This is a genomic window from Streptomyces sp. DSM 110735 (assembly GCF_016482685.1).
GTDB lineage: Bacteria > Actinomycetota > Actinomycetes > Streptomycetales > Streptomycetaceae > Streptomyces.
This window is the reverse complement of record NZ_JACYHF010000001.1, coordinates 517,448-532,136: the sequence shown is the minus strand read 5'-3', so window position 1 is coordinate 532,136 and position 14,689 is coordinate 517,448. Positions and strand designations below refer to the sequence as shown.

Here is a 14,689-nt window from a genome sequence, read left to right as displayed (position 1 = left end):
GTGTCCCGTTACGTACGGACGCCGGTGGCGTCGCGCTCACACGGTAACGGTGCCGCTTCCGGCGGCGAACGCCGTCTCCCGGGTCAGGAACGCCAGTTGGGCGCGCTTCTCGGGGAGGTACACGTCCGGGAGGTCGATCTCCGGGAGGACGACCTCGGGTCCGGTGGTGAAGCCCTGGCGGGCGAAGCGGGCGATGGCCTTGGTGTTGCGCACGTCCGGGTCGACCACCACGCGCTCGCGGTCGAGCACGACCAGGACGTACGTCGCGATCGCGGTCAGCAGGGCGGAGGTCCAGCCGGGGCGGTGCCCGTCCGGTCCGGCGGGGGCGAGCAGGAGGTGGACGCCGATGTCGCCGGGGCGGACCTCGTACACCTCGCTCACGCGGTCGGCGGCGGGCTCGTAGGTCTGGAGCAGGGCGACGGGTGCGCCGTCCTTGGTGACGAGGTGGGCGTGGTGGGTGTCGAGTCCGGCCATGTGGGCGTAGATCTCCGCCACTTGGGCGCGGGTGAGACCGTTCATGCCCCAGAACGCGGCGCGTTCCTCGCTGACCCAGGCGTGGATGACCTCGGCGTCGGCGTCCGGGTCCAGGGGGCGGATACGGACGGTGCCGAAGCCGGGGAGGGGCTGCTCGAAGGGGGTCTGGTCAGACATCGAAGTCCTCGTGGTCTTCCGTGTGTTCGAGGGTGAGGAGGGTCCAGTCGGTGACCACCGGGACCAGTTCTCCCGTGAGCCACAGGGGGAGTTGGTCGCGGTGGTGGGCGCTGCCGGGGACGCCGTCCGCGCCGAAGGGGACGACCCAGCGGCTGTTGGCGCGGTCGGCCAGGTCCCAGACGTAGCGGGCGGCGGGACCCCGGCCCGCGAGGTCGGTGATGCCGGGCACGGCGGAGGTGCACAGCACGCAGTCGTGGTCGCCCGCGAGACCGGGCTCGTCGTACGGCGCGCCGGGCAGCGCGCGCCAGGGGGCGAGGCGGTGGGTCTTGGACCAGGTTCCGGCGGGGGGTGCGGCAGCGGTCTCCTCCAGCGCGGCGCGTACGGCGCCGTCGCGGTCGATGCCGTACAACTCCTCGGCACGCAGCAGGTGTTCGAGGGCGTAGCCGATGCGCGCGGTGAGGGACATCCAGGGGAGGAGGACCTCGGGGTAGGCGGGCGGTTCGGTGAGGGCGGCGAGGGCGGGGTGGGCGGCGAGGCGGCGGACGACCGCCGAGCGGAGCGCCGCGTACGCCGCCGCTTCGGTGCTGTCGGCGTCCATGTGCCGGTTCCAGGTGAGGAGTTGGTCGCGCAGGGCGGTCGCCTCGGGGGTGAGTCCGTCGAGTGCTGCGGCGCGGTCGAGGAGGGCGCCGGTCGAGCCGAGATAGGTGTCGGTGTGGACGCGGGGCAGTTCGGCGGCGGACCAGACGCGGTGTTCCTGGAGCAGGGCGTGGATGCGGTCGGCGCGGTGGGGTGCGGCGAACTCGACGCCGAGCGGGGTGGCGAAACCGCGCTGGTTGGCCATCACCGCGATACCGTCGGTGAGTTGGGTGCGCGGGGTCTCCAGCCAGCCCTGCCATTCGTGACCGGGTTCCCAAGCGGGCACCAGACGGCGCCGGTTGGCGTCGGAGCGTGCCGGTACGCGTCCCGCGACCCGGTGCAGCAGTCCGCCCTCGGTGTCGGCGGCCTGGACGACGTTGACCGGCTCGGCCCAGGCGTCCAGGGCGCCGTCCACGTCGTCCACGGTGCGGGCGCGCAGCAGCGGGAGCAGGGCGCCGAACCCGAGGTCCTCGGTGACGCGGGGCGGGTAGCGCAGGGCGAGGGCGGTGACCGACTCCGGTTCGGGGGAGCCCGATTCGAGTCCCTCCGGACCGCCCGCGATGACCGGTCCGCGCTCGGTCTCGATGACCTCGATCTCCACCGGGGACTCGCCCGCCACCTCGACCGACTCGGTGTGCCGGGTGGCGCGGTGCCACGCGCCGTCGGGACCGAGCGCCTGGACGCCCGCGCCGGTGCGGCGCAGCCGCTCGCGGTAGAGGTCCTGGTAGTCGGCCATGGCGTTGGTGATCGCCCAGGCGACGGTGCCGGTGTGCCCGAAGTGGGCGATGCCGGGGACGCCGGGCACGGCGATGCCGACGACGTCGAACTCCGGGCAGGACAGGCGGATCTGCTGGTAGACGCCGGGGTCCTCGATGAAGCGGTGCGGGTCTCCGGCGATCAGGGGCAGCCCGGTGTCGGTGCGGTCCCCCGCGAGCAGCCAGCCGTTGCTGCCGGAGGTGCCGGGACCGTCGGTGGCGAACAGTCCGACCGCCTCGGGACCGAGGTGCCGTATCGCCTCCTCGCGCCAGAGCTTGGCCGGGAAACCGGCGAACAGGATGTGCGTGGCGAGCCAGACGCCGAGCGGGGTCCAGGGCTCCCAGCGGCCCGGTTCGAGTCCGGCGCGCTCGAACTCCGGTGTGCGGGCGGCGCCTTCGGGCAGAGAGGCGTTGACGCCGTCCACGTACGCGCGCACCCAGTCGGCGGTCTCCGCATCGCGTCTCTCCAGGGCGGCGAAGCAGCGTCTCGCGGTGTCGTCGAGGCGGGCGCGGCGGGCGAACACGTCCCAGGACAGCGCGGCGGCGCCGAGGAAGGAGGCGGAGGTGCCCTGGGCGCGGTGGCGTTCCACCTCCAGTTGCCAGGCGCGGTCGCGGGCGGTCACCCGTCCCTGGGCGCGGGCGAGTTCACGTGCGCTGGTGGCTCGCAGATGGGGGATGCCCCAGGCGTCGCGGTAGGTCTCGGTGGTCACCCTGGAGCACCCCTTCGTTTTAGGTTAGCCTTGCCTAACCTGGTGGACAGGTGAAGGAATCGTACGCGAGGGGTGGAGTGGCGATGGGCCAGGGGCGAGGCTGGGAGGGAGCGGTCCTCAAGCTGCTGCGGGCGAAGGACTTCACGTTCACCGTCACCGGCGCCGAGGACGTGACCCCGCACTACCGGCGGCTGCGGCTGACCGACGGCGGGCTGCTCGCCGCGACCGGTGTCCACCCCACCATGTGGGTCCGCCTGTGGTTCTCCGACCACGGCCGCCCCCACCAGCGTGCCTACACCCTGGTCGACCCCGACCCGGAGACCGGCACCTTCGCCCTGGAGTTCGCGCTGCACGACGGCTGCGCCTCGGACTGGGCGCGGGCGGCGAAGGCGGGCGACACCGTCGAGGCGACCGTCCAGGGCACGGGGTTCGAGCATCCGGACCCGGCGCCGTCCCACCTCGCGATCATCGGCGACACGGCGTCGCTGCCCGCGATCAACTCGCTGCTGGGCGAGCTGGGTTCGGTTCCGGCGACGATCTGGTTCGAGGGGACGCGCGACGGTCTTCCCTCCACCGCCGACCCCGACCGGCACCGGTTCCACGAGGTCCCGCGCCAGGAGGCGGGCGCCCACCTGGTCGAGCGGGTCCGCGCCGAGCTGCCCGAGGTCCTGTCCGCCACCGAGGACCCGTACGTCTGGATCGCCTGCGACACGCGGACGACGCGCGCGCTCGGGTCGTACGTCCGCAAGGAACTGGGGCTGCCGAAGACCCGGGTGCACGCGCTGGGGTACTGGCGCGCGGACTGAGACGGCGCGGCGGGCGCCCGCGCGGGATCATCGGTCCATGGACGTCACCCTGCACCTCGCCCAGGACCCGGCCGCCGACGCGCTGCTCGGCCGCAGTCCGCTCGCCGCGCTCGTCGGGATGCTGCTGGACCAGCAGATCCCGATGGAGTGGGCGTTCAAGGGTCCCGAGACCATCGCGCGGCGCATGGGCGCCGACGATCTCGACGCGCACGAGATCGTCGCCCGCGACCCCGAGGCGTTCGCCGCGCTCCTCTCCGAGAAGCCGGCCGTCCACCGCTACCCCGGCTCGATGGCCAAGCGCGTCCAGACCCTCTGCCAGTACCTGGTCGACCACTACGACGGCGACGCCGAGGCGGTGTGGCAGGGCGTCGGCACCGGCGCCGCCCTCCTCAAACGCCTGGAGGACCTCCCCGGCTTCGGCAAGCAGAAGGCCCAGATCTTCCTCGCCCTCCTCGGCAAGCAGCTCGGCGTACGCCCCGAGGGCTGGCGCGAGGCAGCGGGCGCCTACGGCGAGGAGAAGTCCTACCGCTCCGTCGCCGACATCACCGGTCCGGACTCCCTCGCGAAGGTCCGCGCCCACAAGCAGGAGATGAAGGCGGCGGCGAAGGCGGCGAAGAGCGGGAAGTAGTCCTGGCCCGTACGTCCCTCCGAGTGGCGGAATTCGCTCGCCCGGTCCAAGCATGGAACATGACCGAGTCACCGAGCGAGGGCCCCACCAGGGGCAACGCCTACGACGACACGAAGGCCCGTACGGGCCCGACACCGACCGGGGCGCCCGGCACCGCCGAGGCGGCCCACCCCGACCAGGGCAGGCAAGCCGAGCCGGAGGCACCCTTCGAGGGACCGTTGCACGCGCTGTCCCAGGCGGCCTGGCAGGTCGTGCTGCTGACCGGCATCGCCTCGCTGATCCTGGGCATCCTGGTGCTGGTCTGGCCGGGTGCCACGCTGCTGGCGGTGGGCGTGCTGTTCGGCGTCTACCTGCTGGTCAGCGGTGTGTTCCAGTTGGTCTCCGCCTTCGGCACGCACAAGAAGACCTCGCTGCGGGTGCTGGCCTTCATCAGCGGTGCGCTGTCGATCGTGCTGGGTCTGTTCTGCTTCCGCGGACCCATGCAGTCGATCCTGCTGCTCGCGCTGTTCATCGGCATCGGCTGGCTGATCCGGGGCGTCACACAGACCATGGCCGCCATCTCCGACACCCACATGCCCGCCCGGGGCTGGCACATCTTCCTCGGCATCGTCACCTTCATCGCGGGCATCGTCCTGATCGACTCCCCCTTCGAGTCCATCGCCGTGCTGACCCTGGTCGGCGGCTGGTGGCTGATCGTGGTGGGCATCGTCGAGATCATCACCTCGTTCAGCATCCGGAGCCGGGCGAAGCAGATCCCCAAGACGGTGTGACCCGGACGGTGTGACCCGGACGGTGTGACCCGGCTGCGGCGGGGCGCGGGGCGAGGTCGTCAACCTCGCCCCGCACTCGTACGCCGTGCGGGCGGATCTGCCCCGGTTCTGGATGAGCCCCCGGTGTCCCCTGGGCAGATGACCCTCCGTGAGCACCGCAGCAATCCGAGCCCGCAGCCTTCGCCCGCTGTCGCGGGTCCTCCTGCTGCTGCTCGTCCTGCTGGTGCCCCATGTGCAGACGCCCCAGGCGGCGCCCGTAGCGGGCACGGCGACCGTCGCGGAGTGTGAGCACGAGGTCCCCGTCACCCCGTACCGGAGCGTCGGCAGGACCGTAGGACGACCCGACGCCCCCACCCCCGCGCCCGCTCCGGAGGACGCGGCACCGAGCGCGCCCCGCACCCGACCCGCGCCCACCGCTCCCTCCCGCGCGCCCCGACCCCGCACGGTCGTCCTGCGCTGCTGACAGAACCGCTCGTCACCCGAGGACCGTTCTGCCGGTACGACGCGAGGAACACAGCCATGCCCATCGACCCGTACGCGATCCTGCGCGCCCTGCTGCGCGCGGAAGCCCGGCGCGGCACCCGGCCCCGGCCGGACAGCGAGGCGCCCCAGCAGCCGCAGCGCCCCCCGGAGGGGGACCGCCGCTGACACCCCACGCGGCAGGGACGGCGGGGGCGGGCTACCGCCTCCGCCGGGCCGTGCCGAACAGCGACCGCGTGATCTCGCGCCCCAACTGCGTGCCGACCGAGCGCGCCAGGGACTTGAACATCCCGCTCCCGACGACCTGCTCCACCAGCGAGGGCTCCTCCGCCGGAGCCTTCTTCCGGGCGCCCTTGGCTTCGCCCTTCACCTCCGGCGGCTCCGCCGCCTCCCGCGCGCTCAGCCTTTCGTACGCCGATTCCCGGTCCACAGCCTGTGCATAACGTGCGTACAGCGGGGACTCCCGGACCGCCCGGTCCAGTTCCGCCGCGTCCACCGGTCCCATCAGGGACGCGGGGGCGCGCAGCCGGGTGGCCGCGACCGGAGTCGGGGCGCCCGTCTCGCTGAGCACGGTGACCACCGCCTCGCCGGTGCCGAGACCGGTGAGCAGTTCCTCCAGGTCGTACGGCGAGTCGGGGAAGGTCTTGACCGTCGCCTTCAGCGCCTTCTGGTCGTCGGGGGTGAAGGCGCGCAGCGCGTGCTGGACGCGGTTGCCGAGCTGGCCGAGCACGTCGGAGGGGACGTCCTTCGGGGTCTGGGTGACGAAGAAGACGCCGACGCCCTTGGAGCGGATCAGCCGCACGGTCTGGGTGATGGCGTCGAGGAAAGCGTCCGAGGCGTCGTGGAACAGCAGATGCGCCTCGTCGAAGAAGAACACCAGCTTCGGCTTGTCCAGGTCGCCCGCCTCGGGCAGGTCGTGGAAGAGGTCGGCGAGGAGCCACATCAGGAAGGTGGAGAAGAGGACCGGCTTGTCCTGTACGGCGGCCAGTTCGAGGACGGAGACGACCCCGCGCCCGTCCGGCGCCGTCCGCAGCAGCTCGGCCGTGTCGAACTCGGGCTCGCCGAAGAAGTCCGCCATGCCCTGCGCCTCGAACGCGGTCAGGGAGCGCAGGATGACCCCGGCGGTGGCGGTGGAAAGACCGCCGATGCCCTTCAGTTCGCCCTTGCCCTCGTCGGAGGTGAGGAAGGCGACGACCGCGCGCAGGTCCTTGAGGTCGATCAGCTCCAGACCCTTGGTGTCGGCGTAGTGGAAGATCAGCCCGAGCGACTGCTCCTGGGTGCGGTTCAGCCCGAGCACCTTGGACAGCAGCACCGGGCCGAAGCTGGTGACCGTGGCGCGGACGGGGATGCCGTGGCCGATCCCGCCGAGCGCGAGGAACTCCACGGGGAAGCCGGACGGCGCCCACTGCTGTCCCGTCTCGGCGGCGCGCGAGGCGACCCGGTCGCCGCCGGGTCCCGGCCGGGAGATCCCGGAGAGGTCGCCCTTGACGTCCGCGAGGAACACCGGCACGCCCTGCGCCGAGAGCTGTTCCGCGACGAGCTGGAGCGTCTTGGTCTTGCCGGTGCCGGTGGCGCCCGCGACGAGCCCGTGCCGGTTGAGCATCGGCAGCGGGACCCGGACCTGCGCGCCGGGGTGGTAGGCGCCGTCCCACAGCAGGGCGCCCAGATCGAGGGCGGGTCCGGTGAAGGCGTACCCGTCCGCGATCCGCCGCGCCGGAGCGGCGAGTGCCGCGTCACCGCCCGCCGCGTCTCCGCCCGCCGCCGCGCCGCCTGCCGTACCGTCACCCGCCCTTCCTCCGCCCGCCGTTCCGTCGTCCTTTTTCACGCCGTCGGTCTCCGGGTCGGTCATCTCAGGTCCCTGTCCCCGCTGGTCTCGTCCCCGATGGTCTCCGGTATGCCACCTTTGTCATGCCTTGCCATGACGTGCCGTGGCTTTTTCAGCGTCGCACTACGCCGCCATGGCTGCGCCCGGAACGTCTGGGCCGGTAGGCTTTCCGTGTGATCTTCAAGCGCATCGGAAACGGCCGGCCGTACCCCGACCACGGCCGGGAGAGCACCCGGCAGTGGGCGGACGTCGCGCCGCGCCCGGTCCGCCTCGATCAGCTCGTGACCACCAAGCAGCAGCTCGACCTCGAGACGCTGCTCGCCGAGGACTCGACGTTCTACGGCGACCTCTTCGCCCACGTCGTGAAGTGGCAGGGCGACCTCTATCTGGAGGACGGGCTGCACCGCGCGGTCCGCGCCGCCCTGCAGCAGCGTCAGGTGCTGCACGCGCGCGTGCTCGAACTCGGCTGAGCCGCCCCGACGGCCGTACGCGGTACCGGTGTTAGCCCATTTGGGTCGGGCTGTACTCCGTCTGCTGATCATCTAATAGGCATCCCAGCCGCGGCGCACTACGCTGCGGCTCATGAGTATGCTGACTCCCCCCGGCATGGGCGGCAAGTACCGGATCACGGGGGAGACATACCCTCGGATGCGCCCGCCCCGGCGGCGGGGCAGGCTCGTCGCCGCCGCCGTGGCGTCCGTCGCCGCACTGGGTCTGGTCGGCTGGGGCACGCTCCAGCTCGTCGACGTCTTCACGGGCCACCGGCACGCCTCGGACGCCGCGTCCGCCGCCTGCCTCAAGAAGGCGAGCCCGGCACCCGTCAAGGCGCTGCCCAAGCCCGGCACGATCACGGTGAACGTCTACAACGCGACCACGCGCTCGGGGCTCGCCAAGCAGACCGCCGACGAGCTGAAGAAGCGCGGCTTCAAGATCGGTGACGTGGGCAACGCGAGCAAGGACTTCGACAAGAAGGTCAAGGGCACCGGCGTCCTGCTCGGACCCGCCACCGCCCTCGACACCTCGCTCCCCGTGCTCGGCACACAGCTCACCGGTGCCGAGCGCCGTACCGACGCGGCGCGCAAGGGCGCCACGCTCGACCTGATCATCGGGGACGGGTTCAAGACCCTGGACCAGCGCACGGCCGCCGACCAGGCGGTGGTCAAGCTGACCGAACCCGCGCAGACGGCGGCCGTGGTGAAGAAGGACAAGAAGGACTGCTGATCCCGGCCGTCTCCGGCCGGGAGCGGGGGTACTACTCGGCGGCGCCGTAGAGGCGGTCGCCCGCGTCGCCCAGACCCGGGACGATGTAGCCGTTCTCGTTGAGGTGGTCGTCCACGGCCGCGGTGACCACGGTGACCGGCGTGCCGGCCAGCTCGCGCTCCATGACCTCGACGCCCTCGGGGGAGGCGAGCAGGACCACGGCGGTCACGTCGTCGGCGCCGCGCTTGATCAGCTCCTGGATCGCGGCGACCAGGGTGCCGCCGGTGGCCAGCATCGGGTCGAGCACGTAGACCTGGCGGCCGGAGAGGTCCTCCGGCATCCGGGAGGCGTACGTCTCGGCCTGCAGCGTCTCCTCGTTGCGGATCATGCCGAGGAAGCCCACCTCGGCGGTCGGCAGCAGCCGGACCATGCCGTCCAGCATGCCGAGACCGGCGCGCAGGATCGGCACCACCAGCGGACGCGGGCGGGCGAGCTTCACTCCGGTGGTCCGCGCGACCGGCGTCTGGACGTCGACGGCCTCGGTGCGCACGTCCCGCGTCGCCTCGTACGCGAGCAGGGTGACCAGCTCGTCGGCGAGACGGCGGAAGGTGGCGGAGTCGGTGCGCTGGTCGCGCAGCGTGGTGAGCTTGTGAGCGACCAGAGGGTGGTCGACGACGTGGAGACGCATGTCTCTAACAGTAACCGCGCCCCGCTCCCCCCTCGCATCGCACGCCGCCCGCCGCCCCCGCCGGACACCGCCACCACGAACCGAACCCCCTTCCGCCGGGCCCCGATCGAGGACCTGCCGCCCGCCCCCGAGCACGCCGAAACGGACCACCGACCTCCCCCACCGCGCCGGCCGCCGGGGCGGACCGGACCGCTCACGAGCGGCACACCCCCGCACCGCCGGGCGGACGGGCTGCCCCGAGCCGCACACCCCGCACCACCAGGACGAACCAGGCTGCCCCGAGCCGCACACCCCGCACCACCGGAACGAACCGGGCTGTCCCGAGCCGCACACCCCGCACCACCAGGACGAACCAGGCTGTCCTCACAGGGCACACCCCGCACCCGTCCGCCTGCGGCACCCCGCCACACCGTGCCCTGAGGCACAAGCCACCCGCCCCCCACCCCGGCCGCCCACGGCTACCCCTGCGCCCCGCCACAGGGCCGGACCGGATCAGCCCCCGAGCCGCACCCGCCGCGCCGCCCCGCACCATCCGCACGCACCAACCACCACCGCCCGCCACACCCACCGGCCCTCGCACCCGCCGCGCCACACCCACCCGCACCCACCAACCACCGCACCACACCCACCAGCACCACCCGCCCCACACCACCCACGCCCACCAGCCCCCCCCCGCCGCGAACCGACCCCCCCTCCACCAAAGCGCCCCCTCCCCGCCCAGCCCCAGCGGAGCGCTCCCGCCACGCCACGCCCCGGTGAACGTTCCGTCGGCGGGCCTCCGCGGCGTACGGTCCTGTGTGCAAGGCCGCGGGAAAAGCCCCGGTGAGCAGGACCGTGTCCGCCCCCGCCGTGACGGGAGGGCGGGCGTGCGTAGGTGCCCGGAAAGCCGCGTACGATCCGCAGGTGGCGGCGACGGGCGTGCTGTGGACGCACGATCAGAACAGCAAGACACAGGGAGCCGAAGACGTCCCCTGACGGACTTGTTTCTGCCACGATTCCCAGTGGGCGGACCCCGGGGCGACAACCCCTCCCGCCCAGAGACCTCCGCCGGGGGGATCGCCAACCGGCACGCCTATGACCAGTGGGAGAGTCACGGTGTACTTCGCCGCACTGCTCGCGCGCACCGAAGACGGGTGGGAAGCGAGCGACACGGAGCTCGACGATGTGGAGACCCTGTCCGATCTGGCCGACCTGGCCCGCGAGTCCTCGCCCGAGGAGGACACCGTCCTCGTCCTGATCGAGCAGGAGGACTCCTGGTTCGGCGTCGTCCGCGTGGACGGCGAGGAGGACCCCCGTATCTACGTCTCGGACGCGGCCGCCGCCGCCCGCAGCGCGTACGGCGAGCTGCTGCTCACCGACGAGCTGCTGGGCCGCGAACCGGGCGCGGACGACGGACCCGACCTGGACTCGCTGGACCTCGACGGCACGGAGGACGGCGAGAACGAGGAGGACGACGACGAGGAGGACGGTCCGTCCGCCGACGCCGTCCCGCACAGCCCCGTCGGCGACCGGGAGATCCTCGACGACCTCGGCATCGGGGAGAAGGAACTGCGCGCGCTCGGTGCCGACGACGCGCTCGGTGCGATCGCCGAGGCGCTGGGCGCCTCGGAGGTGCTGGAGACCGTCCGCTGACCGCCCCCGAAGAGACACGGGGCGTGCCCGACCCGGTGCGCGCTCCCTGGGAGACCGCGATGCGGCTCGCCCTGGCCGAGGCCGAGCGGGCCGCGCTCGGCGGGGACGTCCCCGTCGGCGCCGTCGTGCTGTCCCCGGACGGTACGACGGTGCTCGCCACCGGGCACAACGAACGCGAGGCGACCGGCGACCCCACGGCGCACGCGGAGATCCTCGCGCTGCGCCGGGCCGCCCGGGTACTCGGCGAGTGGCGGCTGACCGGCTGCACGCTCGTCGTCACCCTGGAGCCCTGCACGATGTGCGGCGGCGCCCTCCAGCAGTCCCGGCTCGACCGGGTGGTCTACGGCGCCCGGGACGACAAGGCGGGCGCGGCGGGTTCGCTGTGGGACGTGCTGCGCGACCGGCGCCTCAACCACCGCCCCGAGGTGATCCAGGGCGTGCTCGCCGAGGAGTGCGGACGGCTGCTCACGGAGTTCTTCCGGGAGCGCTGAGCCGGACCCCGCGCCCCTGCTCAGGGACCCCGCGAGAACCGATTTCAGACCATGCCCCCCTGTACTGTAAGGTCTCCCTCGGTAGCGTGTCCGAGCGGCCGAAGGAGCTCGCCTCGAAAGCGAGTGTGGCGCAAGTCACCGAGGGTTCAAATCCCTCCGCTACCGCCGAAGAAGGGCCCCGTCGAGAGACGGGGCCCTTCGTGCGTCCCGCCCCGGACGCCAAGTGCCAAGACGGTGGCGCCCGTTGATCCCCAAAAAAGATCGTGACGGTTACACTCGCCGCTTGCAGCAGGGGCCCGTGGGGGCCGAGGGACAGGGGAGGGCCGCGGTGGCGGTGAACGCGAAGAAGATCATCGTGTACGCGCTCGTGGTCTTCGCGCTGTACGTGATCATCACGGACCCGGCCAAGGCGGCGGGCTACGTCCAGATAGTCTTCGAGGGCATATCGGACGCGGCCGGGTCCATCGGCGACTTCATGACCTGGGCCGCCAACGGCGGAAAGAGCTGAGGTACCTCCCATGATCCGGCACCTGGTCCTGTTCAGGCTCAACGAGGGCGTCGAGCGCGACGATCCCCGCGTGACCGCCGGTGCCGCCGTCTTCGAGGAGCTGGGCGGGCTGATCCCGGAGCTGCGCTCCTGGGAGTGCGGCTGGAACCTCTCCGACCGCCCCATCGCCTACGACTTCGCGATCAACTCCTCGGTCGAGGACACCGCGGCCCTCCAGCGCTACATCGACCACCCCGCCCATCAGGCGGGCGTCGCCCTGTGGCGGGAGTTCGCCACGTGGGTGATCGCCGACTACGAGTTCTGAGGCGCCCCACCGGCCCCACAGCCCCTCGCCCCCTGCCCTCCGCCACCGACGGCGGGGGGCTTTTCGGCGTTTCCGGATACCCGAGTTGGCGGCGTTTGAGCCCAACACGGCGTTATGCGGTGCTTGCACACAGTGCACATGTCTTGTGATGCTATGACCGCTTTTGACGGATGATTGACCGATGAAGAGGTGGCGTTGACCGTGTCGGCCAGTTCTGCGCCGCCCCAGGCGGAGGCACCCGCCCCCGCCCCGGCACCCCCCGAACAGCCCGCACCCGAGAAGCGCCGGGGCGCCGACACCCGCGCCCTCACCCAGGTCCTCTTCGCCCAGCTCAAGGACCTGACGCCGGGCACCCCGGAGCACACCCGGGTCCGCGGCGCCCTCATCGAGGCCAACCTCCCCCTCGTGCGCTACGCCGCCGCCCGCTTCCGCTCCCGCAACGAGCCCATGGAGGACGTGGTCCAGGTCGGCACCATCGGGCTGATCAACGCCATCGACCGCTTCGACCCCGAGCGGGGCGTGCAGTTCCCGACCTTCGCGATGCCGACCGTGGTGGGCGAGATCAAGCGGTACTTCCGGGACAACGTCCGCACCGTCCACGTACCGCGCCGGCTGCACGAGCTGTGGGTGCAGGTGAACAGCGCCACCGAGGACCTCACCACCGCCATGGGCCGCTCACCCTCCACCGCCGAGATCGCCGAGCGGCTGCGCATCAGCGAGGAGGAGGTGCTGTCCTGCATCGAGGCGGGGCGGTCGTACCACGCCACCTCGCTGGAAGCCGCCCAGGAGGGCGACGGGCTGCCCGGGCTGCTCGACCGCATCGGCTACGAGGACCCCGCCCTGGACGGCGTGGAACACCGCGACCTGGTCCGCCACCTCCTCGTCCAGTTGCCCGAGCGGGAGCAGCGCATCCTCCTGCTCCGCTACTACAGCAACCTCACCCAGTCGCAGATCAGCGCGGAGCTGGGTGTCTCCCAGATGCACGTCTCCCGGCTCCTCGCGCGCAGCTTCCAGCGGCTCAGATCCGCCAACCGGATCGAGGCATGACCGGCGCACGGGAGCACAAACCCGAAAACCGCAGGTAGCGCGCGTTCGCAAGCAGGAGCGAACGATCACCGTCCGGAGCGAATCACGCATCCGGTCCGATGCCGACAGTTGTGCGCCGAAAGCCCGTCAGACCGCCTTCTTCCAGGGGCGATTGGCGTCTCACGTGTCGACATGTCACTTCAGCGCGTTGCCGACATGTGACATTCTGCGGGAAGCGCGTTTGCCGAGGCTCCGGCTCCGGTATTCAGGTGAAGGTCGCGTTGCCTCCAGGCAGCGCGCCGACCGTCCCGCGACCCAAAGGGGGTGGCATGTCCGCAGAACAGGGCAGCTCGAAGGTGCTCACGCCCACGAAGAGCGAGGCAGCGCCCAAGAAGCTCGACGCTCTCGACGTCCTCGACACCTTCGAGGGCACCACGGCTCTCGACGCCGCGCCCGCGGCGGCGGCCGCCCCGGCCCCCGTCCCGGAGACGGCCGACCTCGACACCCGCACCCTCTCCCGCTCCCTGTTCCTGCGCCTTGCCGCGCTCTCCGAGGACAGCCCCGAGCGCGCCTACGTCCGCGACACCCTGATCGAGCTGAACCTCCCGCTCGTGCGGTACGCGGCGGCCCGCTTCCGCTCGCGCAACGAGCCTATGGAGGACATCGTCCAGGTCGGCACCATCGGGCTGATCAAGGCGATCGACCGCTTCGACTGCGAACGGGGCGTGGAGTTCCCGACGTTCGCGATGCCGACGGTCGTGGGCGAGATCAAGCGGTTCTTCCGCGACACCTCGTGGTCGGTGCGGGTGCCGCGCCGGCTCCAGGAGCTGCGCCTGGCGCTGACCAAGGCGAGCGACGAGCTGTCCCAGCGCCTGGACCGCTCCCCGACCGTGCCGGAACTCGCGGCGGCGCTCGGGGTCTCCGAGGAGGACGTGGTCGACGGTCTCGCGGTGGGCAACGCCTACACGGCGTCCTCGCTGGACTCCCCGGCTCCCGAGGACGACGGCGGCGAAGGCTCGCTCGCCGACCGCCTCGGCTACGAGGACACGGCGCTGGAGGGCGTGGAGTACCGCGAGTCGCTGAAGCCGCTGCTGGCCAAGCTGCCGCCGCGCGAGCGCCGGATCATCATGCTGCGGTTCTTCGCGAACATGACGCAGTCGCAGATCGGTGAGGAGGTCGGGATCTCGCAGATGCACGTGTCCCGGCTGCTCACCCGCACCCTCTCCCAGTTGCGGGAGGGCCTGGTCGCCGACTGAGCGACCGGCGCGGGACGCGGAAAAGACGGCGGCGTGGAGCGAGCGCTCCACGCCGAGTCCGCCACATCAGGTGAGGAGGAGGGGCTCCTGACGGAGCCCTCCCTTAACCGAGCGCCAGCCACGCCACCGCGGCGACGACGACCACGGCCACGACGATGCCGATGATCAGACCGACGCGCGGACCGGACGAGGTCGCCTGCTGCTGGGCGGGCGGAGGCGCGTCGTCGACGAACGCGCGGAACATCTGGGTGCTGCCGGCGGGGTCGTAATTGCCCTGCGGGCCCTGGGTGTTAGCCATGGGCCGAGACACTAGCGAATCCCCG

The 14,689-nt window shown here is 72.0% G+C and carries 19 protein-coding genes and 1 tRNA gene; 14 read left to right on the top strand and 6 right to left on the bottom strand.

Annotated elements, in window-relative coordinates; translation table 11 throughout:
* Nucleotides 1-36: 36 nt before the first annotated feature.
* Nucleotides 37-651, bottom strand: coding sequence for a GNAT family N-acetyltransferase (locus tag IF655_RS02420; RefSeq protein WP_199581715.1), 615 nt, complete (start codon nt 649-651; stop codon nt 37-39).
* The gene (locus IF655_RS02415; protein WP_199581714.1) at nt 644-2,752 is read right to left on the bottom strand and encodes a penicillin acylase family protein; all 2,109 of its coding nucleotides are present in this window, start codon (nt 2,750-2,752) and stop codon (nt 644-646) included. The genes IF655_RS02420 and IF655_RS02415 overlap by 8 nt, the downstream gene beginning before the upstream one ends.
* A gap of 83 nt (nt 2,753-2,835) precedes the next feature.
* On the opposite strand from IF655_RS02415, the gene IF655_RS02410 reads away from it, so the two are divergent.
* The 5 genes from IF655_RS02410 (at nt 2,836) to IF655_RS31400 (ending at nt 5,604) form a co-directional block, all read left to right on the top strand.
* Nucleotides 2,836-3,558 (top strand): siderophore-interacting protein, encoded by a 723-nt coding sequence (locus IF655_RS02410; RefSeq protein WP_199581713.1) that lies wholly within the window; start codon nt 2,836-2,838, stop codon nt 3,556-3,558.
* A gap of 37 nt (nt 3,559-3,595) precedes the next feature.
* Nucleotides 3,596-4,186, top strand: a complete 591-nt coding sequence (locus IF655_RS02405; RefSeq protein ID WP_199581712.1) for an HhH-GPD-type base excision DNA repair protein — start codon at nt 3,596-3,598, stop codon at nt 4,184-4,186.
* A gap of 59 nt (nt 4,187-4,245) precedes the next feature.
* Nucleotides 4,246-4,956: an HdeD family acid-resistance protein gene (locus IF655_RS02400; RefSeq protein ID WP_199581711.1), complete on the top strand. Its 711-nt coding sequence runs from the start codon at nt 4,246-4,248 to the stop codon at nt 4,954-4,956.
* A gap of 148 nt (nt 4,957-5,104) precedes the next feature.
* Complete coding sequence (locus IF655_RS02395) at nt 5,105-5,419, top strand: hypothetical protein (RefSeq protein WP_199581710.1); 315 nt, start codon at nt 5,105-5,107, stop codon at nt 5,417-5,419.
* Between the two features lie 56 nt (nt 5,420-5,475).
* Nucleotides 5,476-5,604, top strand: a complete 129-nt coding sequence (locus tag IF655_RS31400; protein ID WP_277952637.1) for a hypothetical protein — start codon at nt 5,476-5,478, stop codon at nt 5,602-5,604.
* A gap of 31 nt (nt 5,605-5,635) precedes the next feature.
* On the opposite strand, the gene IF655_RS02390 is transcribed toward IF655_RS31400, so the two are convergent.
* Entirely contained in the window at nt 5,636-7,285 is a 1,650-nt protein-coding gene (locus IF655_RS02390) for a helicase HerA-like domain-containing protein (RefSeq protein WP_242488486.1), read from the bottom strand.
* Between the two features lie 149 nt (nt 7,286-7,434).
* On the opposite strand from IF655_RS02390, the gene IF655_RS02385 reads away from it, so the two are divergent.
* Together IF655_RS02385 and IF655_RS02380 are read left to right on the top strand one after the other, a co-directional pair.
* Nucleotides 7,435-7,731 (top strand): type II toxin-antitoxin system VapB family antitoxin, encoded by a 297-nt coding sequence (locus IF655_RS02385; protein ID WP_003986294.1) that lies wholly within the window; start codon nt 7,435-7,437, stop codon nt 7,729-7,731.
* Nucleotides 7,732-7,849: 118 nt separating this feature from the next.
* The gene (locus IF655_RS02380; protein WP_242488513.1) at nt 7,850-8,482 is read left to right on the top strand and encodes a LytR C-terminal domain-containing protein; all 633 of its coding nucleotides are present in this window, start codon (nt 7,850-7,852) and stop codon (nt 8,480-8,482) included.
* Nucleotides 8,483-8,513: 31 nt separating this feature from the next.
* Here the strand turns inward: IF655_RS02380 and upp are convergent, their stop codons facing one another.
* On the bottom strand, nt 8,514-9,149 hold the full coding sequence (upp, locus tag IF655_RS02375; protein ID WP_199581709.1) for a uracil phosphoribosyltransferase: 636 nt from the start codon (nt 9,147-9,149) through the stop codon (nt 8,514-8,516).
* Nucleotides 9,150-9,342: 193 nt separating this feature from the next.
* A complete protein-coding gene (locus IF655_RS02370) occupies nt 9,343-9,516 on the bottom strand; it encodes a hypothetical protein (protein ID WP_199581708.1) in 174 nt (57 codons plus the stop codon).
* 728 nt (nt 9,517-10,244) lie between these two features.
* Here IF655_RS02370 and IF655_RS02365 point away from each other — a divergent pair.
* From IF655_RS02365 to IF655_RS02335, 7 genes are all read left to right on the top strand, one after another.
* Complete coding sequence (locus tag IF655_RS02365; RefSeq protein ID WP_199581707.1) at nt 10,245-10,781, top strand: hypothetical protein; 537 nt, start codon at nt 10,245-10,247, stop codon at nt 10,779-10,781.
* 59 nt (nt 10,782-10,840) lie between these two features.
* On the top strand, nt 10,841-11,272 hold the full coding sequence (tadA, locus tag IF655_RS02360) for a tRNA adenosine(34) deaminase TadA (RefSeq protein WP_242488512.1): 432 nt from the start codon (nt 10,841-10,843) through the stop codon (nt 11,270-11,272).
* A gap of 80 nt (nt 11,273-11,352) precedes the next feature.
* Nucleotides 11,353-11,437, top strand: a tRNA-Ser gene (locus IF655_RS02355).
* 163 nt (nt 11,438-11,600) lie between these two features.
* The gene (locus IF655_RS02350) at nt 11,601-11,780 is read left to right on the top strand and encodes a hypothetical protein (protein ID WP_161179052.1); all 180 of its coding nucleotides are present in this window, start codon (nt 11,601-11,603) and stop codon (nt 11,778-11,780) included.
* Between the two features lie 10 nt (nt 11,781-11,790).
* Nucleotides 11,791-12,084: a Dabb family protein gene (locus IF655_RS02345; protein ID WP_199581705.1), complete on the top strand. Its 294-nt coding sequence runs from the start codon at nt 11,791-11,793 to the stop codon at nt 12,082-12,084.
* A 195-nt stretch (nt 12,085-12,279) separates the two neighbouring features.
* Nucleotides 12,280-13,131 (top strand): RNA polymerase sigma factor SigF, encoded by an 852-nt coding sequence (locus IF655_RS02340; protein ID WP_199581864.1) that lies wholly within the window; start codon nt 12,280-12,282, stop codon nt 13,129-13,131.
* 308 nt (nt 13,132-13,439) lie between these two features.
* Entirely contained in the window at nt 13,440-14,366 is a 927-nt protein-coding gene (locus IF655_RS02335; protein WP_199581704.1) for an RNA polymerase sigma factor SigF, read from the top strand.
* 103 nt (nt 14,367-14,469) lie between these two features.
* Here IF655_RS02335 and IF655_RS02330 read toward each other — a convergent pair whose 3' ends face one another.
* Nucleotides 14,470-14,664 carry a hypothetical protein gene (locus tag IF655_RS02330; RefSeq protein ID WP_199581703.1) on the bottom strand — a complete coding sequence of 65 codons (195 nt, stop codon included), beginning with the start codon at nt 14,662-14,664 and terminating at the stop codon, nt 14,470-14,472.
* Nucleotides 14,665-14,689: the final 25 nt, after the last annotated feature.

Bases quoted from the DNA above. Each gene is read 5' to 3' on its own strand.
- IF655_RS02420 (WP_199581715.1), bottom strand. From the start codon at position 651: ATGTCTGACCAGACCCCCTTCGAGCAGCCCCTCCCCGGCTTCGGCACC.
- IF655_RS02410 (WP_199581713.1), top strand. From the start codon at position 2,836: ATGGGCCAGGGGCGAGGCTGGGAGGGAGCGGTCCTCAAGCTGCTGCGG.
- IF655_RS02405 (WP_199581712.1), top strand. From the start codon at position 3,596: ATGGACGTCACCCTGCACCTCGCCCAGGACCCGGCCGCCGACGCGCTG.
- IF655_RS02400 (WP_199581711.1), top strand. From the start codon at position 4,246: ATGACCGAGTCACCGAGCGAGGGCCCCACCAGGGGCAACGCCTACGAC.
- IF655_RS31400 (WP_277952637.1), top strand. From the start codon at position 5,476: ATGCCCATCGACCCGTACGCGATCCTGCGCGCCCTGCTGCGCGCGGAA.
- IF655_RS02390 (WP_242488486.1), bottom strand. From the start codon at position 7,285: ATGACCGACCCGGAGACCGACGGCGTGAAAAAGGACGACGGAACGGCG.
- IF655_RS02380 (WP_242488513.1), top strand. From the start codon at position 7,850: ATGCTGACTCCCCCCGGCATGGGCGGCAAGTACCGGATCACGGGGGAG.
- upp (WP_199581709.1), bottom strand. From the start codon at position 9,149: ATGCGTCTCCACGTCGTCGACCACCCTCTGGTCGCTCACAAGCTCACC.
- tadA (WP_242488512.1), top strand. From the start codon at position 10,841: ATGCGGCTCGCCCTGGCCGAGGCCGAGCGGGCCGCGCTCGGCGGGGAC.
- IF655_RS02345 (WP_199581705.1), top strand. From the start codon at position 11,791: ATGATCCGGCACCTGGTCCTGTTCAGGCTCAACGAGGGCGTCGAGCGC.
- IF655_RS02335 (WP_199581704.1), top strand. From the start codon at position 13,440: ATGTCCGCAGAACAGGGCAGCTCGAAGGTGCTCACGCCCACGAAGAGC.
- IF655_RS02330 (WP_199581703.1), bottom strand. From the start codon at position 14,664: ATGGCTAACACCCAGGGCCCGCAGGGCAATTACGACCCCGCCGGCAGC.